The following is a 25,143-nucleotide window of genomic DNA, read 5'->3' as shown; positions in this document are numbered from 1 at the left end:
TTAACCTGGGTCAATGTCGTGCATTAATCATCCAGAGCGATATTCTCCCCCTTTTCCACGGCTTCATAATCGTCGTCCAAGTCAAACAGACTGTCCTGTCCGTCGTCATCGCCCTCTTCTTCAAACTCGCTCTCGCTCTGCTGCATGGCAATCGTGCCGAGGCCGGGCCGTTTTTCCAAAAGGCCGGCGGCCTGTAATTCTTCGATTCCTGGCAGCGCACGAAGGTTTTCCAGTCCGAAATGATCCAGAAACCGCTCTGTCGTGCCCCATGTAACCGGACGACCCGGTGTCTGGCGGCGGCCCTTTGGTTTTATCCATTCTGCCTCAAGCAGAATATCCAGTGTCCCTTTGCTGAGCGCCACACCGCGAATATCCTCAATCTCCGCCCTGGTCACCGGTTGGTGATAGGCAATGATAGCGAGGGTTTCTATCGCAGCCCGGCTCAGCTTGCGGGGCACTTCCTTTGCGATCGACATAAAGGGAGAAAGATCCTGTGCGGTTCGGAAGGCCCAGCCATTGCCGATATGTCGAAGGTTAACCCCCCTGTTGGAATAAAGCTCTTCCAATTCCCGAAGTAGACCGGGTATGTCAGAATCCTCGGGCATGCGTTCTGCTAATGCTTCTTCCGATGCCGGTTCGGATGCGGCAAAAAGAATGGCCTCGAGCAGCCTAAGCCTGTTGAAATGGTCAAGGGACATTAATCGCTACCAACGTTATTATTGTCATTGTCAGCCTGAAGCTGGGGGTCTTCCCCCTCCTCGCCCTGTGTAGCGACGGTTTCGTCGCCTTCCGACGGGCGAAGGAAGATAGGTTCAAACATGCCATTTTGCCGTATTTCAAGCAGCCCCTCTCGCACCAATTCCAATGAGGCTGCAAAATGAGCGGCCATGGCGGACCGAATCACCAGCGGGTTTTTCAGATCCTCTGGCAGGAAATCCTGCAAGGTCTGCCAATTTGGTACTTGACCGACCAAGCCGCGCAACCGTTCGATCGCATCATCCATGGAATAAAGCTCGGTTGGCATGATGCGCAAAAGACTTGCGGTTTTTTTGTCCTGAATATGCCCGTAGGCCCGCAGTAATTCATAAAGTGAAAGCTCAAAAACGGATTGTTTTTCAACCCGGGTCGTTTCCGGTTCGCCGCGCCGGAAGAAATCCTGACCCAGTTGGAACCGCTCCATGAGCTTTTGCGAAGATTTCTGCATTGCCTCCAGTCGTTGCAGCTGGAAGGCAAGTCTGGCAGCAAGTTCAGCCGGATTTTCTTCTTCTTCGTCAGTGGGTTGTGCTGGTATTAGTAGGCGTGACTTTAAATAGGCCAACCAGGCCGCCATCACCAAATAATCCGCGGCAATCTCTAATCGGAGAACCCGGGCGCGGTGAATGTAATCCAGATATTGGTCAGCCAGCGCAAGAATTGAAATCTTGTGAAGATCCACCTTCTGGTCGCGAGCCAGGGAAAGCAACAGGTCGATGGGGCCATCAAAGCCATCAAGGCTCAACAGAAGAGAATCGTTGGTTTGCAAAGACGCAACATCATCTTCTTCGAAACTGTCGTCAGAATCCATGCGGGTGCGTCTCCCCGATGCCTATTTATCCCAACGGGTATTCTACCGGCAGCGCAGTCCCCTTGGCTACCGGCTTATTGGTTCAAGAGTTGTTGGAGGCGGTTAAAAAGGGCGTCCCGATCAATTGCCGGGGCCGGTTTCAAAGAGCTCTGTGCGGCTTGCCATTTTTCCCAGGCGTCATTGCTCATCAACCTGCTACCTTGGGCAACCGCCTGCATCTCTTCCCAATCACCGTTGCAGTGCAGAGCCAAATCGCATCCGGCATTCAACGCACATTCCGCGCGTTCACGTAGCGATCCCGTCAAGGCATTCATGGACAAGTCGTCACTGATCAGAAGGCCGTCAAATCCGAGTTCATCCCGGATGATTTCCCGAATCACCTGGTTCGACCGTGTTGCCGGCTGATCAGGATCAATATGGGGATAAACGATATGTGCGGTCATGCCGAGCGGGCAATCACTCATTGCACGGAAAGGCAGAAAATCGTTTTCGCGCAGTATATCCAGTGGTTCAGTGACTACGGGCAGTTCGTGGTGGCTGTCACACATCGCCCTGCCATGGCCCGGCAGATGCTTGATGACCGGCAGGATACCGTTTTCCAAATAGGCATCAACCGCTACCCGGCCAAGACCTGCCACAAGGAAAGGATCGTCGGAAAAGGCCCGATTGCCCAAAACGGCATCATTGCTGCCGGGGATCGGCACATCAAGAACCGGTGCGCAATTCACATTAATGCCGACCCCGTGAAGATCCGCGGACAAAAGGGTAATATTAATATGCAATGCTTCGGCAGCGGCCCTGGGATTTTCCGCAAACAAATCCCCAAACTGCCTCATGTTTGGGGCGTCATACCAATGTGGCGGCTTCAATCGGCGAACACGTCCACCTTCTTGATCCACCAAAATCGGTGCTGTAGGATCATCAATGCTGGCGCGCATTTCATCCGTCAGGGCGCGCAGCTGATCCGGATTATCCACATTGCGGGCAAACAGGATAAAGCCAAGAGGGCGGAAATCCTGGAAAAAAGCCTTTTCCTGTTCGGTCAGTCGATGCCCGGCACAGCCGAACAGGACAGCTTGCCTAGGCGCCGGGTTTGACAATGATGCAGCTCACTTTGCGTTTCTTTAGATCGTTACAGAGTTTCTGGGCAGATTCCTGACTATCGAGAGGACCGCCCCGCACGCGGAAAAAGGTGCCTTTGCCCTTAATCTCGATCTCCTGCACCTGCAGACTTAACTTTCCAAGCAGATCATTGTTTTTGCCTTGCTGGCGTTTCCATTCCGACTGTGCGGCTTCGGCCGATTTCACCGCGCTGATCTGGATACGCCAGTCTTTGCCGCTTACCGGTTTGGGGGTGACGGGTGCAGGCGCGGGTTCTGCCGGGTTAGCCGATGCGGTTTTTTCCGGTTCCTGCTTTGGTGCGGGTTCCGGGGCTTTCTCAACCTTTGGCGTCTCTACGATTTTTTCAATCACAGGCGGACTCTCAGGCGCAGCGAGATCCGGTGAAGGCAGGCGCGGTTCGTCGGGAGTTTGCGGTTCCGGTGGGCGCGGCTTGCCGTCTGCCCCCATCCGGGTTTGCGGCAGTGTGTCCTCGGCCGGTTCGGTGATGCTTGGGATCGGAGGGGTTGCCGGTTCCGTAACCACTGGCTCTGGTGGGCGCTTGGGCTGTTCGGGCGGCGGCAAAAGCCGTTCGATTTTGGTGTCGTCCTGATTAGGTTCAACTTGGTTATAAACCAGCTTGTCCTGATGCGGGATCTGCAGTCCACCCGGATCTTGCGGCTGTACCTTCGCCGCCCCTTCCGGGGTCAGCAAGGGGGCTGCCTCTTCACTGCCGCTGCGCACGCCCTGGTTATAAGCATACCAGATAACGCCGCCGAAACTGGTCAGCGCCACCAGTGCTACGGCGATCGGGAGAACCTTCATGCCCCCTTTAGAGGCACTGGACAGCTGTTGCCGCTCCAGCCCAGACAATTCACGATCCAGCTCGTCCAGCTCCTTGGACATTCAATAGACTCCCTGTTTCTATCACTCAGTGCAGCTCGGTAACTGCTTCCACCCCAAACACTTCGAAACCTGACGCAATAACCAGTCGCGCGGCGTCCACGAGGGCCAGGCGAGCCTTGGTCAGCTCCAGATTGCCCGGCGCGACAAAACGCAAAGTCGCATCGGCAGATCCTTTATGCCAGGCGGCATGGAAGGTCGCTGCCAGGTCCTGCAGGTAGAAAGCCACCCGATGCGGTTCATGCGCCTGGGCAGCTGCTTCGATCAGGCGCGGCCATTCCGCCATGGATTTGATCAGATCAATCTCGTGGTCCCCAGTCAACAGGGAGAAATCGGCATTTTCAAGGCAGGCTGCATCAAAGCTTTCGCCCGGGAAAGCTTCCTTCGCCTGGCGGAAAACCGAATGGCAGCGTGCATGGGCATATTGAACATAAAAGACCGGATTGTCGCGGGACTGTTCCTTGACCAGGGTCAGGTCGAAATCCAGCTGGGCGTCGCTTTTCCGGGTCAGCAGGAAGAAACGCACCACATCCTTGCCGACCTCGTCGATCAGGTCGCGCAGGGTGACAAAGGTCCCCGCCCGCTTGGACATCTTGATCGGCTCACCTTTGTCCATCAGGCGAACCAACTGGCAAAGCTTGATATCCAGCTCGGCTTCGCCACCTGAAATAGCGGTCGTCGCCGCTTTCATGCGTTTGACATAACCGCTGTGATCGGCGCCGAAAATGTCGATCTGGGTTTTGAAACCACGCTGGTATTTATCAAAATGGTTGGCGATATCGGGGGCAAAATAGGTCCAACTGCCGTCGGATTTCTTCAACGGCCGGTCCACGTCATCACCAAATTCGGAGGATTTGAACAATGTTTGCGGTCGCGGTTCCCAATCTTCCGGTTTCTTGCCTTTGGGCGGCTCCAGCACGCCGGTATAGATAAGGCCCTTGTTTTCAAGGGTCGCGAAAGCTTCTTCCACACGGCCAGCCTCAACCAGGGCCCGCTCTGAGGTAAAGACATCATGCTGGATGCCAAGCTCTGAGAGATCCTCCCGAATCAAATCCATCATGGCGTTGATGGCAAAAAGCTTGACCGTGGGCAGCCAGCTTGTCTCATCCTGACCGAGCAGACTGTCACCATGTTCCGCTTTCAGCGCCTGGCCAACGGGAATTAGATACTGGCCCGGATACAGGCCTTCGGGGATCTCGATTGCTTCGCCATGGGCCTCGCGGTAGCGCAGATAGGCGGAACGCGCGAGCACATCGACCTGGGCACCGGAATCGTTCACATAATATTCTTTGGTAACATTGTAGCCGGCTTTGGCCAGCAATCCTGCCAGGACATCGCCGACAACGGCCCCGCGGGCATGGCCGATATGAAGTGGCCCGGTCGGGTTTGCGGAAACATATTCTACATTGACCGCATCTCCGCCGCCAATCTCGGAGTTGCCATAGGCGGTTCCCATCGCATGAATACTGGCAAGACAGCCGATCCACGCCTGGCGGTCCAGCCGCAGGTTGATGAAGCCCGGGCCCGCAATCTCTGCAGAGGCAATCAGATCCGATTCAACAAGTTTGGCAACGATCGCTTCGGCCAGGTCACGCGGCTTCATGCCTGCCGGTTTAGACAGGACCATGGCGGCGTTGGTTGCCATGTCGCCGTGGGATGGGTCGCGCGGCGGCTCTACAGTCACCCGGCTGATATCAAGGCCATCCGGCACGGTGCCATCGGCGGCAAGTCCTGAAAGAACTTGTTCCAATTCGCTGCTTATCTTGTTAAAAATATTCATAATATTTGCTCTATACATTCAGTTTTACGGCCTCGGCCATTGCGAACCGGTCAGTCATGCCGGCGATATAGTCCGCAACGGCCCTGGCTGTGTCCCGTCCGAAATCGCGCCTGACCAGCGCCTGATTATTTGCCTGCCATTCGGCCGGCATCTTGTCCGGATATTTCAAATAATGCCGGAACATGCCGCAGACGATCTGGTAAGCCCGTTTCCGTTCCGCATTCACGCTGGGTGCACGATACATATGCTTAAACAGAAAGGCCTTCAGCTGGCGTTCTTTCTCTCTCATTGTATCGGTGAAAGCAACCATCTGTTGATCCGCTGTGCGAATATCTTCCGGGCGCTCTGCCGCAATGTGTTTCAGGCGGTTTTTTGTCTCTTCGACCACATCATCCACCATCTCGCCAATCAACTGCCGGACGGCCACTGCCGTTAGTACCGATTCCTCAACATTGGGATGGTCCGTGCGCAGTTTTTGAAAGACTGCGCCGACATGGGGCACCTGGTCACAAACTTCTTCCACTGTAAACAGACAGGCGCGCAGCCCGTCATCCATGTCATGATGGTTATAGGCGATATCATCCGCGATGGCCGCAACCTGTGCCTCCAGGCTTGCATATTCATCCAGGCGGAGGTCCTGGTTTTCATTGTAATGACGAATGGTGGTTGGCAAGCGGTCCGGGCCGCTCTCCGGGGTGACCATCGGGCCGTTATGTTTCACGACCCCTTCCAATGTTTCCCAGGTCAGATTTAGACCGTCGAAATCGATATAGCGGCGCTCAAGATGCACCAGCACGCGCAAAGCCTGGTCGTTATGATCAAAACCGCCATAAGGCGCCATCATCTCATCCAGCGCATCTTCGCCAGTATGGCCAAAGGGCGTGTGGCCCAGATCATGAGCCAGCGCCACGGTTTCGGCTAGGTCTTCATCCGTCCCCAAGGTCCGGGCGATGGCACGCGCGACCTGGGCGACCTCCAGGGAATGGGTCAGGCGTGTCCGGATGTGATCTCCTTCCGGAGAAATAAATACCTGGGTTTTGTTGATCAGGCGCCGGAAGGCGGATGAATGAATGATCCGATCGCGGTCACGCTGAAACGGCGTACGATAGCGTGAGGGGGCCTCATCATGGAGGCGGCCCCGGCTGTCCTGCCACCGTGTGGCATATGGTGCGAGATTCATGCTCATATCAATCCTGAGAGTTAACGGTGAGCGGGCAAAAACGCAACCGCGTTCAGCCCTTGGACCCATTGACAAAACACTATTTGTGCTTAGATAAGATGACAATTGAGAAGCCTCACAACGAATGCCGGAGTTTTTAGGCGTGTCGGACCCTTTTGCCATAGCGACAGATCAAGCGGATCGTGTGTTGTCCATTTCCGATTCGGCGGCCAAGCGGCTGGCGAAACTGATTGAACTGGAAAATGATCCGAACCTGAAACTGCGTATCACTGTCTCGGGGGGGGGCTGTTCCGGCTATCAATATGGCTTTTCCTTTGATGACACCGTGACATCTGACGATCTTGTGTTTGAGCGAGATGGTGTCACCGTCGTAACCGATGAGGTCTCGATGGATCTCCTTGCCGGGTCGGAGGTTCATTTCGTTGATGACCTGATGGGGGCTTATTTTGAGATCAAGAACCCGAACGCGACTTCTTCCTGCGGCTGTGGAACCTCTTTCTCCGCCTGATTTTCCGGGCATATCCAAATTAAAAAATTTAAGTGAACAGGCGGTATTCCATGCGCATTGCCACATTCAACGTGAACTCGGTCAAGGCGCGCCTGCCGCGCCTGCTGGAATGGCTTGAAGAATCCGCGCCTGATGTAGTTTTGCTGCAGGAACTGAAATGCGTGGACGAGCAGTTTCCGGCTTTAGAGATCAGTAGCCTAGGCTATGAAATCGCGACACATGGTCAAAAAACCTATAATGGTGTGGCCATTCTTTCCAAAAAGCCGATTGAAGATATTCGCCGCGGCCTTCCGGGCGATAGCAATGATGAACAGGCTCGATACATCGAGGCGACCATTGAAGGCGTTCGGGTGGCCTCCATCTATCTGCCAAATGGCAATCCGGTCGATACCGAGAAATATCCCTATAAGCTTGGGTGGATGGATCGTCTGGCGGCCCATGTGAAATCAAGCCTGTTGCCGATGGAAATGCCGATCGTTCTGGGCGGGGACTATAATATCTGTCCGGATGACCGGGATGTTTATGATCCCGACCGCTGGTCCAATGACGCGCTATGCAAACCGGAAAGCCGGGCGAGATTCCGGACCTTGCTGAATCTTGGCCTGACCGAAGCCTGGCGCGCCCTGCATCCCCATACGGAAGGGCAGTTCTCTTACTGGGACTATGTAAAGGGTCGCTGGCAGAAGGATGAAGGGCTTCGGATTGATCATTTCCTGCTCTCTGCCCAGGCGGCAGACCGTCTAGTGAGCTGCGAAATCGACAAGGCCCCCAGGGCCAAGGAAAAAGCCTCGGACCACACGCCGGTGATCCTGGAGATCCAGGATCACGAGTCTGCAAAAGAGGCGGCCTGACGGGCCGCCTTTCCTTTTTCTTACAAATTTTATCGGCGAACGCCGCTGCGCAATCGTTTAAAATCCAGCTTTCCGGGGTCGGCATAAACCGGTCCCGGGGCAGCGCCGACCAGCACCTCTTCCGCCAGGGGCTGGAAATCCGCCCGGAAATGCACGGAACTTTTCAGGGCGATGATCGGTTGCTCGGCCGGTTCCAGGCCCAGATGGCGCAACATGGAGGTGTCGCCTGCCTGCATGGCTTTTGAAGCGATAATGACCTTAATTCCGTTTGTTTCCACCAATGCCATTTTGCCAAGCTGAAATTTTGCACCGCCCCACATGGGGCCGGTGCCGGTGAATTTGCCGTCTCCCAGTTTTAGAACCGTGCATTCACAGCGATAAGGGCTGTCTTCGGGAAATTCTTTGCCGCCGATATCAAGGGTAACGCTTGCCCCCTCGCCCGCTTCATGGGCCTGATCTGCCGATGAAGGGTCGATGATCATGGCCACAACCGCACCATTGGCGTTTCCCGCCACCATGGCACGCAACATGCCGGTGGTGTCGCCAGGACCGCCGCCGCCGGGATTGTCCTGAGTATCGGCGATGATGACGGGGCGACTGCTGTTGGCCGACAACTTCTTCGCTTCACGCACGCCATCTGCCGCCTCGTAGATCTTGCCGCCGAAAGCCGGTTCTTTTGCATTGACTGCCGCCAGCATGGCATCGGCGGCCTTATCAGCCGCCTCCTGACTGCCGGCATAGGCAACGACCGATGGTCCCGCATCGTGAATATCCGCCAAATGGAAGCCGGCGGCAAATGACAGCGCCATGAGAGACCGATTGTCGGATAAAATCTCGGGCAAGGTGACTTCATACAGACGCTTGGCTGGTTCCATATAGGTGCAGCCGTGGGTCAGCGCGATCAGAAAATCAGCCTGCCGGAATGCTTTGAATGGTTTTACCCCATTGCATAGGATTTTGTTCAGATGCCTGGCCGTGCGTGCCCCAGTCGCCCCCATATCCACATGGGGATAGGTTCTGAAGATGTCCATTATTGTGGCAAAATCAATCATTTGCGGTGTGACATTGGCATGAAGGTCAAGGCTGACTGCGATGGGGAGGTCAGCGCCGACCAAATCACGAATCCGGCGTAATAACTCACCTTCGCCATCTTCCAGATGCTCGGTCACCATGGCGCCATGCAGATCAAGATAAATGCCGTCCAAGGGACCTGCGGTCCTGATATCTTCCAGGAACATCTCAGAGATGCGTTCAAAGGCGTCCTTGGTCACATGGGCGCTGGGGGTTGCGGAGCACCAGAGCAAGGGCACAAGTTCATGGCAGGCGTCACGCAGGGCATCGATGGCACCTGTCAGCGGAATATGCACACCTTCAACACCATCAAACAGGCCATCGCCCCGGCAAAGGGCCGGCCATCCATCCGCGCGCTCAAACTTGTCAAAGCTGGCTTTGACCGGTGCAAAAGTATTGGTTTCATGCTGGAAACCGCCAACGGCGATGCGTGCCATGTTCAGGACCCTTCCCTGTTTCTTTATTATTGAAGGAATATTCTAAAGGAAAAGGCCGCCCCCAATACGTGGGAAGCGGCCTTTTGACCTATTGTTTGCGACACGCCCGGCTGATTGGCGGCAGGGCGTAGGGGGCCTTATTCAAATTCGCCCAGATCCCTTACTGCGCCCTTATCCGCAGAGGTGGCGAAGGCCGCATAGGCTTTGAGCGCCCGGGAGACTTTCCGCGTCCGAGGTTTGACCGGTTTCCAGGCATCTTTACCGCGGGCCTCCATGGCGGAGCGACGCATGGCCAGCTCATCATCGGAAACCAGGACATTGATGGTTCGGTTCGGGATGTCGATTTCAATAGCGTCACCGGGTTCGACCAGACCAATGGCACCGCCTTCAGCTGCTTCAGGAGAGGCATGGCCGATGGAAAGGCCAGAGGTGCCGCCGGAAAAGCGGCCGTCGGTGAGCAAGGCACAGGCCTTACCCAGGCCCATGGACTTCAAATAGCTGGTCGGGTAGAGCATTTCCTGCATGCCAGGTCCGCCTTTGGGACCTTCATAGCGGATGATGACCACATCGCCTTCAACCACTTCACCCGCCAGAATGCCGGCGACCGCCGCATCCTGGGATTCGAAAATCCGGGCGCTGCCCTTAAATTTCAAAATGCTCTCATCAACGCCGGCTGTCTTCACGATACAGCCATCTTTAGCGATATTGCCAAAGAGAACCGCCAGGCCGCCCTCTTCGCTGAACACATCGTCGCCTTCGCGGATGACACCGTTGGTACGGTCCGCATCCAGTTCCTTATACATGCGGTTCTGGCTGAAGGCCTGGGTGGTGCGCACGCCGCCCGGTGCGGCGCGGTAAAATTCTTTGACCTCTTCACTGACATCACGGGCAATATCCCATTTATCAATGGCTTCACCGATGGTTTTCTCATGGACGGTTGAGGTGTCGCGATGGATCAGGCCCATCCGGTCCAATGACCCCAGAATCCCCATGATGCCCCCTGCCCGGTGCACATCCTCCATATGGACATCCTGAACGGATGGCGCGACCTTACAGGTCTGAGGCACGCGCCGGGACAGCTTGTCCATGTGGGACATGTTGAAATCGACCTCGGCTTCCCGCGCAATGGCCAGGAGATGGAGCACGGTGTTGGTTGAGCCGCCCATGGCGATATCGAGCGTCATGGCGTTTTCGAATGCCTCAAAGGTTGCGATGCCACGCGGGAGAACGCTTTCGTCCTCTTCCTCATAATAGCGGCGTGCTAAACCGACAATAGACTGACCAGCCCGTTCAAAAAGCTGCTTGCGGAAAGCATGGGTGGCCAAAACAGAGCCGTTGCCCGGCAGGGCCACACCAAGCGCCTCTGCAAGGCAGTTCATGGAGTTGGCGGTGAACATGCCGGAACAACTACCGCAGGTCGGACAGGCGGATCGTTCGAATTCGTCCACTTCCTCATCACTGCGTTCCGGGTTGGCGGCTTCGACCATGGCGTCAACCAGATCGACCATGCGCTCGCCGTCCTTTAACTGCACCTTGCCGGCTTCCATGGGGCCGCCAGAGACAAAAATGGTCGGGATATTGAGGCGCATGGAGGCCATCAACATGCCCGGCGTGATTTTGTCACAGTTTGAGATGCAGACCATGGCGTCAGCGCAATGGGCATTGACCATATATTCAACGGAATCCGCGATCAGATCGCGGGACGGAAGGCTGTAGAGCATGCCGTCATGGCCCATGGCGATACCGTCATCAACGGCAATGGTGTTGAATTCCTTGGCGACACCGCCGGCCTTTTCAATCTCGGCCGCGACCATCTGGCCCAGATCCTTGAGATGCACATGACCGGGCACGAACTGGGTGAAACTGTTGACAACCGCGATGATCGGCTTGCCGAAATCCTCGGAACCCATGCCTGTGGCGCGCCAGAGCGCACGGGCGCCAGCCATGTTCCGGCCGTGGGTGGAAGTGCGCGAGCGATAATCGGGCATGATGATGTCCTTAAGTCTTTTGATCCTGATATACTGTCTGGCGGCAAAAATAACTGCGCGACGGGTCTCTGGAAAGTCCTAATCGTGCACGTGTGAGGGTATCACAGGACTTTATATTACCTGTCAAAAATGATTGTGAATTAATGAATGCTGGTTACAGGCCGAGCGTGTCTTTCCAATGGATCCGGCACATTGAGACATAACGGTCATTGCCGCCGATAGCGACCTGGTCGCCATCCTTGACCGGATTGCCTTCTTCATCCATGCGTACAACCATGGTGGCTTTACGGCCGCAATGACAAATGGTCTTGACCTCTTTCATCTCATCAGCAATGGCGAGCAAGGCGTTGGATCCAGGGAATAAATTTCCTTGAAAGTCGGTTCTTAAACCATAGCAGATTACCGGGATTCCCAACCGGTCCGCCACGTCGGAAAGCTGGAATACCTGGTCCCTGGTCAGAAACTGAGACTCATCCACCAGGACACAGGAAAGCTCTGTTTTGGCATGCTGTTCCCTAACTTGTTCCAAGAGATCATCACCATCGGTGAAAATCAACGCTTCTGCTTCAAGGCCGATCCGGGATGTGATCTGGCCCACGCCATACCGGTCATCCAGGGCGGCGGTGAAGAGCAGCGTATTCATGCCCCGTTCCTGATAGTTATAGCTGGATTGCAACAGGATCGTGCTTTTACCCGCATTCATGGTTGAAAAATAGAAATACAGTTTGGCCATGATCTAATCCCTTAAAGACTGATCAGGAATTGATCCGATTCGTAGAGGTTAGACAAGAAAAAGGCCCCGGTGCCAGCACCGGAGCCTTTTAAAGAACAATTTAGTTGATCGATAGCCGTTCACATGGCTGCCAGAATGCGATCCAGGGAAGCCTGCAGCTTTGCGCGGGCATCCTGTTCTTCGGTCAGGCGCGCTTTATTCTCTTCAACAACTTCTTCCGGCGCCTTGGCCAGGAATCCCTGGTTGGAGAGTTTTTTATCGATCTTGGTGATCTCGCCGTCTGCTTTCTTAATCGCCTTTTCCAGACGCGCTTTTTCCTGTTCCAGATCGATTACACCAGCAAGGGGCAGAACAATTTGCGCGCCGCCATGCAGGATCTCGACAGAGCCTTTCGGAGCCTCGCCATCCAACACATAACTTTCCAGGCGGGCCATACGGCTGATCAAGTCCCAATGGGCCTGCAGCCAGCCTTTGGCTTTATCATCTGCGTCATTGAGGAACGATGGCATCTTGGAGGCTGGCGGGATGTTCATTTCCGAGCGGACAGAGCGGACAGAGGTGATGAAGCGCACAACCCAGTCCATCTCTTCCGCGGCGGCCTGATCAATTAGGTCTTCGCCAAGATCAGGCCAGGATGAGGTGATCAGCGGCTGATCAGCACCCTTGCCCAGTTTTTCCCACAATTCCTCGGTGATGAACGGCGTGAAGGGATGCATCAGATGCAGGATTTGCTCAAGGATCCAGCCCGCACAGGCTTTTGTTTCAGCCTTGGCAGCCTCATCTTCGCCATTCAGCAGTGGCTTGGAGAATTCCACATACCAGTCACAGAAAGTGCCCCAGACGAACTGATAGATCGCGTTGGCAGCATCGTTAAAGCGATAACTGGCAAGCGCTTCATCAATGGTGCTGCGGGTCTTGGCCACTTCGCCAATGATCCAGCGGTTCAGGGTTTCCTTAGCTGATTTTGGATCGAATTCACGCCCCGGAAGGCAGTCATTCATCTCGCAGAAACGTGCTGCGTTCCAAAGCTTGGTGGTGAAGTTTCGATAGCCTTCGACCCGGCTGGTGGCGAGCTTGATGTCACGGCCGGGCGCCGCCATGGAGGTCAGCGTGAAACGCAGCGCATCAGCGCCATATTGGTCGATCAGATCCAGCGGGTTGATGACATTGCCCTTGGATTTGGACATTTTCGCGCCTTTTTCATCGCGCACCAGGGCATGGACATAAACCGTATGGAACGGCTCTGTCTTCATGAAATGCATACCCATCATCATCATCCGTGCAACCCAGAAGAAGATGATGTCAAAGCCGGTGACCAGGACATCAGTCGGGTAGTGATGCTTGACCAAATCCGGCGTTTCGTTCGGCCAGCCAAGCGTTGAAAATGGCCACAGCGCAGAGGAGAACCAGGTATCCAGGACATCTTCGTCCCGGGTCAATTCAACATCCTTACCGTAATGGGCCTTGGCGGCGGCTAGAGCCTCTTCCTCGGAGGTTTCGACAAAGACTTCCCCATCCGGGCCGTACCAGGCCGGGATCTGATGGCCCCACCAGAGCTGGCGGGAAACGCACCATGGCTGGATGTTGTGCATCCACTCGTAATAGGTCTTGGTCCATTGTTCCGGCACGAATTTGGTCTTGCCGGAATCAACCGCTTCAATGGCGGGTTTGGCCAGGGTTTTGGCGTCCACATACCATTGGTCGGTGAGATAGGGTTCGATCGGAACGCCGCCGCGGTCGCCATAGGGGACCATATGAACATGATCTTCGGCTTTTTCGAAAAGGCCCAGGGCATCCATATCCGCAATCACCGCATCGCGGGCTTCGAACCGGTCCATGCCACGGTATTTTTCGGGCGCTTCGTCATTGATCTGTGCGGTCGGGGTGAAGATGTTGATCATCTCCAGATCGTGGCGCTTGCCGACTTCAAAATCATTGAAGTCATGGGCTGGGGTCATCTTAACCGCACCGGTGCCCTGTTCGGGATCGGCATAATCATCGCCGACGATTTTCAAACGGATGCCGGTCAGTGGATGCACGCAATGTTTGCCAATCAAATGCTTGTAGCGCTCATCTTCGGGATGAACTGCAACACCAGTATCCCCCAGCATTGTTTCGGGGCGGGTGGTGGCAACGGTCAGATACGCGCCTTCTTCGCCTTCCACCGGATAGCGGAAATGCCACATCTTGCCCTGGGTTTCTTTCTGGTCGACTTCCAGATCGGAAATGGCGGTGACCAGCTTCGGGTCCCAGTTCACCAGGCGTTTATCGCGATAGACCAGACCCTGCTTGTAGAGCTCGACAAAAACCTTGAGAACGGCTTCTGAAAGCCCCTCATCCATGGTGAAACGCTCACGGCTCCAATCACAGCTGGCGCCGAGACGCTTCAACTGGCCGGTAATAGTGCCGCCGGATTCGGCTTTCCATTCCCAGACCTTTTCCAGGAATTTTTCGCGGCCGAGATCCCGGCGCTTGATCCCTTGCGCATCCAACTGGCGCTCGACAACCATCTGGGTCGCGATGCCAGCATGATCCATGCCGGGTTGCCAGAGTACGTCCAAACCAAGCATGCGTTTGTGACGGATCAGGATATCCTGGAGGGTGTTGTTGAGAGCATGGCCCATATGCAGACTGCCGGTCACATTGGGAGGCGGTATCACAATGGTATAGGCATCCGCACCGGGTTTTTGCCCGCGCTTGAATGAACCGTCTTTTTCCCAACGCGCATAATGCCTGCCTTCAACGGAAGCAGGCTCGTATGTCTTGTCCAGCATCTGGACCCTCTAATTCTGTTATATCTATATCTTCAACGGCCAAATAAGGCCGCAACTCAAGAAACGATTACTAACGCTCTTGACCGGTTTGGCCAAGAGCGCTTTTCAATCTTTTCCTTGTATAGGCGGGATTATTCCTCGTCCTGACGCTTTCGTGCACCGCCAGCCATCATTTCAATTTCGCGCTGGACCAATCGCTCCACCAATTGAGGTAGATTTTCATCCAGCCAGGATTGAAGCATCGGGCGCAGCAGGCCTTTGACGATGTCTTCCAGTGTGTCTCCCACCTGGCCCATGCGAATGGATTTCTCCAGGTAGGCAAAAGAAGCCGTGCCAAGAGCATCTGTCGCCTGGGAAACGATCCGGTTCTCCTCTGCAGGAGGCTCTGTCGGAACCGGAGGTGCGGGCGCATAGACAGGTGCCTGTTCCACAAAAGGTTCAGGCTCCGGTTCGGGCTCGACATACTCTTCCGTCAACTCAAGCGCATCATCTTCGAGCTCGTCAGTGAGTTCGAGCGGCTCAGGCTCGGGTTCCGGCTCAGGCTCGGGTTCCGGTTCAGGCTCGGGTTCCGGTTCAGGCTCGGGTTCCGGTTCAGGCTCGGGTTCCGGTTCAGGCTCGGGTTCCGGCTCAGGCTCGGGTTCCGGCTCAGGCTCGGGTTCCGGCTCAGGCTCGGGTTCCGGTTCTGGCGCCGGTTCTGCTTCTGCCGCCGGTTCTTCGTCAGAATCCTCATCTCCATCTTCCGAAATAATTTTCCGGATAGAGGCAAGGATTTCTTCCATCGACGGTTCTTCTTCGGCGTCACTCATTTCTTAAACAGCCTCTATTGACCTTGGCCTTTTGGCATATTTCCCAACAGTTTCTGCCTTTTACGGGTGAAAAGACAGTAATATGGCAATTATGCTATCGTGATTCGCCAGCTGTCACATTTTTTTAGCGCAAAACGGAAAATCTTCTTATCGGAAGACCGGTGAAAGCGGTCCCTCACCCTCGGTTTCCTCACCGATTCCCCACAGCTGGTCCTTTACGTCGTTATAATATTTTTTCTCGTCATAAAGGCTGACCGGCAGGTCAAGGTCGCGTGCCGTCAATCCACCGACGGCGGATAACAACTCGAAACGGGCGACCAATTCATCGCGCTTGCTTTGGACAAGGCTGACGCGTGCATCCAGTAGCTCCTGTTCCGCATCCAGAACATCGAGGACCGTACGGGAGCCGACAGCAGCTTCCTGCTCAACACCTTCCAGGGCAATCGTGGTGGCACGAACTTCATCTTCAAATGCTGCGATCTGAGCCAGGCTGGATTGGAATGTTTCCCAGCCGCTCGCAGCGCTTTCGATTGAACTGCGACGTGCCTCGTCAATCTCACGGGCGGCCTGTGCTGCAGACTGCTTGGCTTCGCGAACCTCGCTATGGGCTGCCCCTTGCTGATACAGTGGCACAGTCAGGGTTGCGGTTACGGTTGCATCGTCGGTGGTCCGGTCATCAAGAGATGTATTTCGGCTGCGGCTGAGGGATCCAGACAGGTCCAGCGATGGCAACAGATCCGCATACTCACCCCGAATAGTACTGACCGATGCCTTATGATCAAATTCCGCTGCGACCACGGAAGGGTTTTTTTGCTGGGCCAGTGCAATGGCATCATCTCGGTTGACCGGTAACTCAAGTTGGATCACCGGTGCAGAGATGCTGTTCGGCTGTTCGCCGATAATTTGCTCGTAAACCGCTTTGCTTGTCTCGAGATTGCCTTTGGCATCAATGCGATCGGCACGGGCACGGGAAACACGGGATTCCGCCTGAGCTACGTCTGTTCTTGTGACTTCACCCACTTCAAAACGGTCCCGGGTGGCTTCCAGCTGTTTTTCAAGGCGTGCTTCATTCTGGATATTGAGTTCCAAAACAGCTTGATCACGCACAACATCCAAATAGGCTGTTGCCGCCTGAAGCAAAATGGACTGTTCCGTGGAATGCAGGCTGGCCCTTGCGGACAAAATATTTGCCTCCGCGGCTTCGATATCTGCTTCGGTGCCACCGCCTTCGTAAAGGTTTTGGGTCACGGACAGCTCGGCAGACCAGAAAGTCCGGTCATTGTCGGAAGAAGAGCCGGTTGAATGGATTTTCTGGTTGCTGCGGCCTTGTGTCCCGGTCAGTGAAATGCTGGGGCGCCAACCATCCTTGGCTTGGGGAAGGGATTCATCCGTGGCTCTCAAGGAAGCCCGGCCGGCTTGCAGCGTCGGATTGTTGAGATAGGCGGCAGCGAGGGCTTCCTGGAGCGTCTGGGCCTGACTCGGGAGACTAAGGGCTGACACCCCCCCTCCCATCAGAAACACGCCAAAAGCAGCCACTGTTACTTTTCTCATACCCTACCCCCTAATTCCTTTGTTGCGGTTTTCGATGACATCCATCACCGGGGCACAGAGCTGAACGCTTCCTGAATGCCCAAAAAATAGTCTCTAAAATTCAAAACCCTTCGGCTTTTCGAAACCGGGAAGGTTCTTGATGTTGGCGTCGAACAAGACGCGGTCAGAAACCACACCATTTTGTTTCCAGAAAAGCGAGGCCCGCCCAACGGATCCCTCTGTGCCGATAACAGCCCCCATGCGGCCGCCTTCATTTAGCTGATCCAGAATGGCGGTCGGTATTTCTTCCACAGCACCTTGAAACAGGATCACATCAAATGGCGCATGTGCCGGACAACCGGCATTCAGGACGCCGTCAACAACAACGACATTGTCGAGAGCAAGGTCGGTTAACGCACGCGAAGCGTCTGCGGCGAGGTCTTCCTGGCTTTCCAAGGCAAAAACAGGCCCACCCAATTTGCCGGCTACCGCAGACATGTATCCAGTGGCGGCACCTATCACCAAAACAGAATCGTTTTCGCTGATCTGAACCGCCTGGATGAGACGTGCCATGGCCATGGGTTCCATTAAGTATCGACCCTTGGATACTTCAAGATCCTCATCAATATAGGCCAGCGAATTCTTGGAGCTGGGCACGAATGCTTCGCGCGGCAGTTCACTCACGGCGGACAACAGGCGTTCGTCGGTGACTTTGTTTGTGCGCAACTGGCACTCGACCATGTTCCGACGGGCTACGGCAAAATCCATGACCCTGACTTCTCCTGAGACTTTGGAAATACAATAAAAATAAAGTTCACAGAGTTATAGGTTGCAATCCACGCTATTGCAATCTGTTGGCGGGTTTAGAGAGAAAAGTTTTTTGTAACTGAAATGTTGCGCTTGACCCGTCCCTCGGGGATGCGTATATCAGCGTCGTCCCGACGGACATGCCATGCTTGGGCCTTCTGGTTTCAGGCATGATGATCGGGGGCGCGATGGCAGAGTGGCTTATGCACGGGATTGCAAATCCCGGGACCCCGGTTCGATTCCGGGTCGCGCCTCCAAATTTCCTTAAAATCTCAATAGGATACCGGAATTAAATGCGTGAAGGCGTTTTTGGGGCCTTCATTGTTGATATTTCAGGTTTACTTGCAGTTTATTAAGGAATTGGGCTGTTTAACCTGTTTTCCTCTATCGAGGACTTAGGTGATTTTTTCTGGGGCCAAAACTAAAGAGCAGGTTTGAACGGTCGGGCGATCAACTGTTTTGCCATGTCAGAAGATTCCGCATCTTCACTTGAACAGATTCGCTCAAGGTCCTCAGATCTTCCCTGATAGTAAAAAGCTGATTGGATCGAATGAATGAGTTTGGGGGGCAGTTGGGCCTGTTCAAGCGCTGTTCGGGTGATTTTGTCCAGCAATTTTGTATCGTTGGTAAACCCCGCCTCGTCGCAAAGTTCGGATAGGAAATGCTGGTCCATCAGATCCAGATCCTGCGATTCGTTCGCTGAGCGGCGGAATAGACGATTTCTAAAATGACGAATAATCTCAATTTGCCGCGCTTCCAGTTCCGGCAGCGACGCGAATAGAGTTTCCCGGACATCTTCATAAAAACGTTTGCGATGTTCATCGCTCATTCTCAAGTCATGGAAACGTACAAAATGCAGGATCTTTAACAATGTGCCGCTCATAAGAATCCGGGTCGCCCGGTCAAACTGATCGATATCGCCTGTCGGTAATGTCAAATCACATAATTCGCGGATGGAATCATGAAACTCGAGGAAATCCCGGCAGTCGTCCGATAGGCAAATCGCATGAAAACGGCGATTCCACTCAACGAGGGAATCTTCCAGTTTCTGGAGATAGTCCACACTGATGAAGCTGCCTTTCCCGATTTGCTCCAGGCTTTTTAATAATCGGTCTTTGGATTCCAGATGATCGGCTTCTTCTGAAAGGATGATTTTCGCCGATCTCAAAGGTTTGGTACCCGCAATCGCTGCACCGTCACTGCAATTGATTATGGTGACTTCGGGCATGGTGAGCGCCAGTAATTCAAGGCTGTTTTTCATGAAGGTCATCAAGGGGCTGGTATGCACCAATTCTCTGAAATTTCCTTCACATGTGAGCGGGTAGTTTTCGATCGCCAGCTTCATATCCTTGACGCGATCACGTTCGCTGGCATCGGCTAAACTGGTGTAAATGGAACCCTCGGCATGATGCTTTGCAGGATTGGTGCTGCCGAGATCAATTCCGAAAAGATACAGGTTGGCAAAGCCCATTTGGATGGCGACGCGGGCACCGGCATTTGTGCAAGAGGGAGAGGCATGGGAAAGCTGGCTTCGATCCTGTTGCATCCAGCGTACAGCGCCGCCACCTTCCCGGAAAAACACCACATGATCTTCAAAGAAGTTAAAGACAGCGGGATGCACCGTTGTTGATGCAATCAGCGTGATGCCTGAAAGATCAAACTTCCCCGCGACCTCTGCAATGACGGGGACCGTTGAAAACACATTTTCCAATTCGCAGTGAAAATCAGGTTTGATACCGTGGGACAGAAGAATTCGGATGGAAGAGCCGCAACTGAAGATAACGGCCTTTTCCCGCAAATTTTTGATGGTTTCGATATCCTGAGACAATGAAGGCCCACTGCCAATGATGAAAGCCGGGCAGTTCTTTTCAGTGCTGAGCGGATGGTCGAGCAGACGCAGGTCCCGATACAGGAAATTGCGCATGCCATTTTTAAAATGGATCATCTCATCTTCCAGCCAGCCGTTGTAGATGATGAGATCGGATTTCAGATTGGAAAGGTGTCGCATTGTCTGCTGAATAACCGGCAACGGATAGTGGCGGAAGATGTAACTTCCATCAATCAAACCGAAGTTTTCCTCGCGCATGAAAGCCATGATCGCTTTTGCAGCCAAATCAGGGTCCATTTCAAATAGGAATTTGATCCGTCCTCCCCGCGCTTCAAGCGTTTCGACGATGGGAACCCAATCAATCACATGCATTGAACATCGCAATGTATCCAGACAGGGGTCGAAAATGATCAGGTCTCGGAAATTGTGCGATGTTACGAGCCCTTGCAGATGAAGGCCCAGGCCGAGACCAAGGCTCAGGCCATATCCCGCGATGGCGTCTGGGGCTGGCTCATCAGAGAGCGGCGCTTGGATTTTCTTTTGCAGATGTTTGATGATCGATAGAGAGAATTCATCATTATCATCATCCGGGCCACTGGTATCCAAGGATTTCAAACCCGCCAAGGAATAGCTGAGGCGCATTGGTGATTCACCATAGGCCTGCAATTGTTCCTCGGCGAAGGTTTCCGCATCTGGCACATATACGGCATTGCCTTCCACCGTCATATTGTGGCGGCCATTTGAAAGCCGGACCGCTTTAACATTTAGCGGTGGCTCCTTTTCCAGCCGCTCCATCAATCCCGGTCTGATATGGGGGCTCAATGCCCGCAAATTGGATGAAAAAAGCGTCATGCCTTCAGAGATTGGGGTACGGGTGTCTTGCGTCATATTGCCTGTGCCAGCCGGATGGATGGGCTTACGAAGTTTGGTAAGCCGGATTGATTAAGTTTATATGATAACGGAAGGTGGAACCAACCCATATGACTGATATTGCAGGCGAAAGGAAATGATTCACCCTTTTGGCGAAAAGGATTAAAGACGAAATCGTAGGGATTTGTCACCCAGCAAAAGTCAGGAAGATTTTTTTCGCTTCCAAAGTCGCAGAAATTAAGGGTTTTTGGGTGAGGATGCACTTTTTTGTAATTTTTATGAAAATGACGTATTGGCAAAGCCAAATCCTATTGCTATATACCGCCTCGCCGACGGGGAAACACAGTTTCCACAACGGCAAAACAGATTAATCCGGTGTAGCTCAGTTGGTAGAGCAAGCGACTGTTAATCGCTGGGTCACAGGTTCGAGTCCTGTCGCCGGAGCCAGTTTTAAAAAGGCCACTTCAGTTTTGAAGTGGCCTTTTTCTTTCATTTATACCCTGCCCTTTTTGCACTGAATGCATCTGTAACTATTTGATGACTTGAAACCAAACAGGTTTTTTACCTACACTTGTTAACCATCGAATGTCGGCTATTAGTTTCTGCCGGATCGATGCCGTGTTGACCGGGCCTTGAGAGGGAGATTTGGCATGTCATCGCACGAGCCGCGTAAGGTCTATTCCATTGAAAAGCGGATGCAGGCGGAAGGTGTTGTCGATCCGGGGCTGCAATTTGCTGCAGGAATGGAATCAGCTGATGGTTTCTCGCCAGTGGATCTCATGAATGAAATCAGAGCATTGAGAGCAGACATTGCCGAAATGCGTAATGGTGGTGCCACTATGGCCGGTTCTGGCAATGGCTTGCCAGAGGCGGATGCAGATCTGGACCGGGACCTTCGGATCGAATTGGCGCAAATGGTCCGCACGATTGCCCGGACAAAAACCGAGCTTGCCCAGATCCGCCACCCGGATGCTGAGGATGATCGTTTGCAGGATGCCAGCGGCGAATTGGATGCGATTGTGATGGCGACAGAGGGCGCCACCAACCAAATCCTGGAAGCGACCGAGACAATTGAAAAAGAAATCACTCAAATTGCCGCCCTCGCCCATGAGGATGAGGATATCATCACCCTCTCGGACAAAATCGCTTCCCAGCTGACGACCATCATGGAGGCTTGTAACTTCCAGGATATCACCGGCCAGCGGATCAATAAGGTTGTTAAGACCATGCATTTTGTCGAAGAGCGTATCCGAGCCATGATCGATATCTGGGGACTGCAGGCCTTCGCCGACCTGCCGGTGCCTACCGGCGGCGCGATGGAGGACGATCCGGATGCGGATCTGCTGGCTGGTCCGCAAATGGAGGGCCAGGGAATCACCCAGGACGAAATCGACAAATTGTTCGACTGACTATTTTTCTTTTTGACTGCTCTTGTTCGGCAGATGGCTGACACCTTCTTTCTTTGGTGCCTTTGCCTTGCCCTGGTCATCATCAAACAAAACACGATGGGCTGCACCCTCAAGATCTTCAAACTGTCCGGAACGGACGGACCAGAGAAAGGCGACCAGTCCGACCAACCCCAAGCCCAGAGCAATCGGTATGAGTATAAGCAGCCCGTCCATCGCGACTAATTCCGATTGCTTGGCAAACGGTTGAAACCGCCTAACCTAAGCGCGTTGGCGACAACAAGAATGGACGAGGATGACATGGCGATCGCCGCGATCAACGGGGTAACAAATCCGGCAACCGCCAAGGGAACTGTCAGGATATTGTAAAGGAAGGCCAAGGCAAAATTCTGCTGGACCAGGCTGGTGGCCCTTTTCGCGGTCAACAGGGATTCCCTGACCGGATGCAGCAGGTCTCCCTGAAACACGATATCGGCCGTGTTTTGGCTAACATCTGCTGCGGATGTGGGTGATAGGGAAACATGGGCCGAAGCCAGTGCCGGCGCATCATTTATGCCGTCCCCCACCATGGCCGTTATCCGACCTCGACGGGCTAGGTTTTCCAACATAGCGACTTTATCGCCGGGGCTGCAAGCGGCTTTCCAGTGATCAATCCCAAGCTGCCGGGCAAGATGGCGGACCGTTGCCTCACGGTCGCCGGACAGAAGATGAACTTCATAACCCAAAGAGCGGAGCTGGAGTATCTCTTCTTTGGCATCAAGCTTTGCACCATCCTCGAAATGGAAGGAAACCTGGTGGCCATCGGGATACTGCATCCAAAGTTCGGCACCGATGCTGTTGTCATCTTCCTCGATCCCAAGCCAGCGCCGCGACCCCAGTCTCATCAACTTGCCATGAGCATTTTCCCATTCCAATCCGCAACCAGGGACTTCGCGGACACCTGTCAACCTGGAGTGATTACCGCCGTCGGCAGCAGCAGTGAGGGACCGGGCCAAGGGATGGGAACTGTTGGCCGCTGCGGAGGCCGCCAGTGCCAGATCTGCAGGAGCATGCCCCTCCCCTGCAATCAGAGATAATTGGGAAAGGGTCAGGGTTCCGGTTTTATCAAACACAATGGTATTAACCGTGTTCAGTCGCTCTAGAGCGGAGCCGGATTTAAGCAATATCCCCTGTTTCATGAGACGACTGCTGGCAACAACCTGCACCACAGGCACCGCCAGGCCGAGCGCACAGGGACAGGTGATGATCAACACAGCGATCGCCACCATCAGGGATTCCTGCCAGCCGATCGTGCCAAAAGCCATCCATCCTAAGAATGTGATGGCGGCAAGCGCATGGACAATCGGCGCGTATGCGCGCGAAATCCTGTCAGCTACGCTGACATAGAGCCCCTTGCGCTGTTCGGCGGATTCCATCAATCGGCAGATCTCCGCCAGCAGGGTTCCCTCACCAACAGCATCCACATGCACCGTCATCGGGGCGCCGAGATTAAGAGTACCCGCATAAAGCTTGTCGCCTTCACGGGCCGATTGGGGCACGGATTCGCCTGTGATAACACTTGTATCGACTTCAGAGATGCCTTCCATCAACGTGCCGTCGACCGGGATACGCTGCCCGTTGGCGACCAATACAGTCATGCCCGCACGAACTTGGGACGGTTGTACATCTTCTGTCCGGCCGTCTTCGTTCAATATGGTGATGGTTGTGGCATTCAGTGAAAGAAGATATTCCGCCGTTTCCTTGGCCTTGCCGCGGGTTCTGACATCGAGATACCGGCCGATCAGCAGAAAAAACAGCAATGTAATCGCGGAATCGAAGTAGGTATGCTCGGCCCCGCGCATGGTTTCCGACAAACTCATCCCTGTGGCCAGCAAGACCCCCAGTGAGATCGGCACATCCATGTTGGTCCGGCCATGGCGCAGGACAGATAATGCCGAGTCAAAAAATGGCCGGCCTGCGTAGATGATGGCCGGAATGGCAACAAGGGCGGACAGCCAATGCATCAGCGATCTGGTATGGGGACCCATATCTGAAAACTGGCCCGCCCAGACCGCGACGGAAAGCAGCATGACGTTGGCAGCGGCAAAACCGGAAACGGCCATGGCCCGCAATAATCCTTTTTCCCGGCTGTCGCGGCCACGGTCCAATTGGTCCGGATCATAGGGCACGGCGTGGTACCCCAGTTCCGCCAGCCGTTCAATCAGTCGGAAAGGATCAAGAGACCCTGTTTGCCATTTGACAGTCAAGCGGCTGGTGGAGAGGTTCACGCGTGCAAAATCAACCCCTTCCAGATCAAGAAGACCTCGTTCAATGGTCTGGATACAGCCCCCGCAATGGATGCCGTCAATCAGGAAACGGATTTCGCTGACGGGATCGTCCCCTTGTCGGACAAAGAGCGACAGGTCGCCGGAATAGAGCGCTCGCTCGCGTGCCTGGCCGTCGGAATCAACGACCGTGACAACAGGACAACAATTTCCGCCAGTCAGCAGAGTCATCTTACTGGTCCGCCTTTTCTTCCACGAAAATCCGATCCATTTTCTGGAAACTGTCCTCCCCGCGGACAACAATCTGTTTCAGATCCCAGTTCCCAGACAGAGGCAGGGTCACCTGCCCTTCATATTGGCCGGGGGTGGTTTCAACCAGTTTAAGATCCTGGTCAAATCCGTGATGCGTTGGACGGATGATCTTTACCAAAACTGAGGCATGGGTCAGCGGTTCGCCATCCGCTTGCCCCATCTGGACAATCAGTTTTCCGCTTAAGCCTGAAATCACTTCAAGGCTGGCCTGGGATGTCCAGCCAAGAGCATCCTGCTTGGCCTGGGCATGAAGGGCTTCGTTATATTGAAGTCCCTTCACATAATGGTTTTTAGTTTCCAGGCCGGTCCAACTGCTTAAGGCAATATAGATCATGATGATGTTGGCAATGAGCACTACCAGGAAAAAGGCAACAAAATAATAGGGGATGATGCTGCGTTTATTAGGAGACTGTGTCATTGCCATTACCATCAC

20 protein-coding genes and 2 tRNA genes are annotated in these 25,143 nt (G+C 54.1%); 5 read left to right on the top strand and 17 right to left on the bottom strand.

The window, feature by feature from the left end:
- Positions 1-23: 23 nt before the first annotated feature.
- The 6 genes from scpB to DFP90_RS12470 all read right to left on the bottom strand — a co-directional run bounded on the left by scpB (position 24) and on the right by DFP90_RS12470 (position 6,525).
- The gene (scpB, locus tag DFP90_RS12495; RefSeq protein WP_115936815.1) at positions 24-698 is read right to left on the bottom strand and encodes an SMC-Scp complex subunit ScpB; all 675 of its coding nucleotides are present in this window, start codon (positions 696-698) and stop codon (positions 24-26) included.
- Positions 698-1,564, bottom strand: coding sequence for a segregation and condensation protein A (locus DFP90_RS12490; protein ID WP_115936814.1), 867 nt, complete (start codon positions 1,562-1,564; stop codon positions 698-700). Before DFP90_RS12490 ends, scpB begins: the two co-directional genes overlap by 1 nt.
- A 74-nt stretch (positions 1,565-1,638) precedes the next feature.
- Positions 1,639-2,664 (bottom strand): beta-N-acetylhexosaminidase, encoded by a 1,026-nt coding sequence (nagZ, locus tag DFP90_RS12485; RefSeq protein ID WP_115936813.1) that lies wholly within the window; start codon positions 2,662-2,664, stop codon positions 1,639-1,641.
- Positions 2,645-3,568 carry an SPOR domain-containing protein gene (locus DFP90_RS12480; RefSeq protein WP_115936812.1) on the bottom strand — a complete coding sequence of 308 codons (924 nt, stop codon included), beginning with the start codon at positions 3,566-3,568 and terminating at the stop codon, positions 2,645-2,647. Before DFP90_RS12480 ends, nagZ begins: the two co-directional genes overlap by 20 nt.
- A 25-nt stretch (positions 3,569-3,593) precedes the next feature.
- Entirely contained in the window at positions 3,594-5,345 is a 1,752-nt protein-coding gene (gene argS / locus DFP90_RS12475; RefSeq protein WP_115936811.1) for an arginine--tRNA ligase, read from the bottom strand.
- A 10-nt stretch (positions 5,346-5,355) separates the two neighbouring features.
- Entirely contained in the window at positions 5,356-6,525 is a 1,170-nt protein-coding gene (locus DFP90_RS12470; protein ID WP_115936810.1) for a deoxyguanosinetriphosphate triphosphohydrolase, read from the bottom strand.
- 124 nt (positions 6,526-6,649) lie between these two features.
- On the opposite strand from DFP90_RS12470, the gene erpA reads away from it, so the two are divergent.
- Together erpA and DFP90_RS12460 are read left to right on the top strand one after the other, a co-directional pair.
- On the top strand, positions 6,650-7,033 hold the full coding sequence (gene erpA, locus DFP90_RS12465; protein WP_115936809.1) for an iron-sulfur cluster insertion protein ErpA: 384 nt from the start codon (positions 6,650-6,652) through the stop codon (positions 7,031-7,033).
- A 50-nt stretch (positions 7,034-7,083) separates the two neighbouring features.
- Complete coding sequence (locus DFP90_RS12460) at positions 7,084-7,884, top strand: exodeoxyribonuclease III (protein WP_115936808.1); 801 nt, start codon at positions 7,084-7,086, stop codon at positions 7,882-7,884.
- 29 nt (positions 7,885-7,913) lie between these two features.
- On the opposite strand, the gene DFP90_RS12455 is transcribed toward DFP90_RS12460, so the two are convergent.
- The 7 genes from DFP90_RS12455 to DFP90_RS12425 all read right to left on the bottom strand — a co-directional run bounded on the left by DFP90_RS12455 (position 7,914) and on the right by DFP90_RS12425 (position 17,991).
- On the bottom strand, positions 7,914-9,392 hold the full coding sequence (locus tag DFP90_RS12455) for a M81 family metallopeptidase (RefSeq protein ID WP_115936807.1): 1,479 nt from the start codon (positions 9,390-9,392) through the stop codon (positions 7,914-7,916).
- Positions 9,393-9,529: 137 nt separating this feature from the next.
- Positions 9,530-11,380 (bottom strand): dihydroxy-acid dehydratase, encoded by a 1,851-nt coding sequence (gene ilvD / locus DFP90_RS12450; RefSeq protein WP_115936806.1) that lies wholly within the window; start codon positions 11,378-11,380, stop codon positions 9,530-9,532.
- Between the two features lie 154 nt (positions 11,381-11,534).
- Positions 11,535-12,113 carry a thymidine kinase gene (locus DFP90_RS12445; RefSeq protein ID WP_115936805.1) on the bottom strand — a complete coding sequence of 193 codons (579 nt, stop codon included), beginning with the start codon at positions 12,111-12,113 and terminating at the stop codon, positions 11,535-11,537.
- A 119-nt stretch (positions 12,114-12,232) separates the two neighbouring features.
- The gene (locus tag DFP90_RS12440) at positions 12,233-14,887 is read right to left on the bottom strand and encodes a valine--tRNA ligase (protein ID WP_115936804.1); all 2,655 of its coding nucleotides are present in this window, start codon (positions 14,885-14,887) and stop codon (positions 12,233-12,235) included.
- Positions 14,888-15,018: 131 nt separating this feature from the next.
- Complete coding sequence (locus DFP90_RS12435; RefSeq protein WP_115936803.1) at positions 15,019-15,693, bottom strand: DUF2497 domain-containing protein; 675 nt, start codon at positions 15,691-15,693, stop codon at positions 15,019-15,021.
- 147 nt (positions 15,694-15,840) lie between these two features.
- Complete coding sequence (locus DFP90_RS12430) at positions 15,841-17,244, bottom strand: TolC family outer membrane protein (protein WP_115936802.1); 1,404 nt, start codon at positions 17,242-17,244, stop codon at positions 15,841-15,843.
- Between the two features lie 93 nt (positions 17,245-17,337).
- On the bottom strand, positions 17,338-17,991 hold the full coding sequence (locus tag DFP90_RS12425; protein WP_115936801.1) for a protein-L-isoaspartate O-methyltransferase family protein: 654 nt from the start codon (positions 17,989-17,991) through the stop codon (positions 17,338-17,340).
- Positions 17,992-18,212: 221 nt separating this feature from the next.
- On the opposite strand from DFP90_RS12425, the gene DFP90_RS12420 reads away from it, so the two are divergent.
- Positions 18,213-18,287, top strand: a tRNA-Cys gene (locus tag DFP90_RS12420).
- A 164-nt stretch (positions 18,288-18,451) separates the two neighbouring features.
- Here DFP90_RS12420 and DFP90_RS12415 read toward each other — a convergent pair.
- Positions 18,452-20,746, bottom strand: a complete 2,295-nt coding sequence (locus tag DFP90_RS12415) for a motility associated factor glycosyltransferase family protein (protein WP_115936800.1) — start codon at positions 20,744-20,746, stop codon at positions 18,452-18,454.
- A 353-nt stretch (positions 20,747-21,099) separates the two neighbouring features.
- Between DFP90_RS12415 and DFP90_RS12405 the strand changes: the two genes are divergently transcribed.
- A tRNA-Asn gene (locus DFP90_RS12405) sits at positions 21,100-21,175 on the top strand.
- A gap of 203 nt (positions 21,176-21,378) precedes the next feature.
- Positions 21,379-22,137 carry a protein phosphatase CheZ gene (locus DFP90_RS12400; RefSeq protein WP_115936798.1) on the top strand — a complete coding sequence of 253 codons (759 nt, stop codon included), beginning with the start codon at positions 21,379-21,381 and terminating at the stop codon, positions 22,135-22,137.
- On the opposite strand, the gene ccoS is transcribed toward DFP90_RS12400, so the two are convergent.
- Genes ccoS through DFP90_RS12385 form a run of 3 tightly spaced genes read right to left on the bottom strand, consistent with a single transcriptional unit; the run spans position 22,138 to position 25,128 of the window.
- Positions 22,138-22,350 (bottom strand): cbb3-type cytochrome oxidase assembly protein CcoS, encoded by a 213-nt coding sequence (gene ccoS / locus DFP90_RS12395; RefSeq protein ID WP_115936797.1) that lies wholly within the window; start codon positions 22,348-22,350, stop codon positions 22,138-22,140.
- Positions 22,351-22,355: 5 nt separating this feature from the next.
- A complete protein-coding gene (locus tag DFP90_RS12390; protein ID WP_115936796.1) occupies positions 22,356-24,629 on the bottom strand; it encodes a heavy metal translocating P-type ATPase in 2,274 nt (757 codons plus the stop codon).
- 1 nt (position 24,630) lies between these two features.
- Entirely contained in the window at positions 24,631-25,128 is a 498-nt protein-coding gene (locus DFP90_RS12385) for a FixH family protein (protein WP_181905330.1), read from the bottom strand.
- Positions 25,129-25,143: the final 15 nt, after the last annotated feature.

Source organism: Aestuariispira insulae (assembly GCF_003385955.1).
Classification (GTDB): domain Bacteria; phylum Pseudomonadota; class Alphaproteobacteria; order UBA8366; family Aestuariispiraceae; genus Aestuariispira; species Aestuariispira insulae.
This window is presented reverse-complemented; position numbering and strand designations above follow the sequence as displayed.

Coding starts and splice junctions, on each gene's coding strand:
- scpB (WP_115936815.1), bottom strand. CDS start 698: ATGTCCCTTGACCATTTCAACAGGCTTAGGCTGCTCGAGGCCATTCTT.
- DFP90_RS12490 (WP_115936814.1), bottom strand. CDS start 1,564: ATGGATTCTGACGACAGTTTCGAAGAAGATGATGTTGCGTCTTTGCAA.
- DFP90_RS12480 (WP_115936812.1), bottom strand. CDS start 3,568: ATGTCCAAGGAGCTGGACGAGCTGGATCGTGAATTGTCTGGGCTGGAG.
- argS (WP_115936811.1), bottom strand. CDS start 5,345: ATGAATATTTTTAACAAGATAAGCAGCGAATTGGAACAAGTTCTTTCA.
- DFP90_RS12470 (WP_115936810.1), bottom strand. CDS start 6,525: ATGAATCTCGCACCATATGCCACACGGTGGCAGGACAGCCGGGGCCGC.
- erpA (WP_115936809.1), top strand. CDS start 6,650: ATGCCGGAGTTTTTAGGCGTGTCGGACCCTTTTGCCATAGCGACAGAT.
- DFP90_RS12460 (WP_115936808.1), top strand. CDS start 7,084: ATGCGCATTGCCACATTCAACGTGAACTCGGTCAAGGCGCGCCTGCCG.
- DFP90_RS12455 (WP_115936807.1), bottom strand. CDS start 9,392: ATGGCACGCATCGCCGTTGGCGGTTTCCAGCATGAAACCAATACTTTT.
- ilvD (WP_115936806.1), bottom strand. CDS start 11,380: ATGCCCGATTATCGCTCGCGCACTTCCACCCACGGCCGGAACATGGCT.
- DFP90_RS12445 (WP_115936805.1), bottom strand. CDS start 12,113: ATGGCCAAACTGTATTTCTATTTTTCAACCATGAATGCGGGTAAAAGC.
- DFP90_RS12440 (WP_115936804.1), bottom strand. CDS start 14,887: ATGCTGGACAAGACATACGAGCCTGCTTCCGTTGAAGGCAGGCATTAT.
- DFP90_RS12435 (WP_115936803.1), bottom strand. CDS start 15,693: ATGAGTGACGCCGAAGAAGAACCGTCGATGGAAGAAATCCTTGCCTCT.
- DFP90_RS12430 (WP_115936802.1), bottom strand. CDS start 17,244: ATGAGAAAAGTAACAGTGGCTGCTTTTGGCGTGTTTCTGATGGGAGGG.
- DFP90_RS12425 (WP_115936801.1), bottom strand. CDS start 17,991: ATGGATTTTGCCGTAGCCCGTCGGAACATGGTCGAGTGCCAGTTGCGC.
- DFP90_RS12415 (WP_115936800.1), bottom strand. CDS start 20,746: ATGACGCAAGACACCCGTACCCCAATCTCTGAAGGCATGACGCTTTTT.
- DFP90_RS12400 (WP_115936798.1), top strand. CDS start 21,379: ATGTCATCGCACGAGCCGCGTAAGGTCTATTCCATTGAAAAGCGGATG.
- ccoS (WP_115936797.1), bottom strand. CDS start 22,350: ATGGACGGGCTGCTTATACTCATACCGATTGCTCTGGGCTTGGGGTTG.
- DFP90_RS12390 (WP_115936796.1), bottom strand. CDS start 24,629: ATGACTCTGCTGACTGGCGGAAATTGTTGTCCTGTTGTCACGGTCGTT.
- DFP90_RS12385 (WP_181905330.1), bottom strand. CDS start 25,128: ATGACACAGTCTCCTAATAAACGCAGCATCATCCCCTATTATTTTGTT.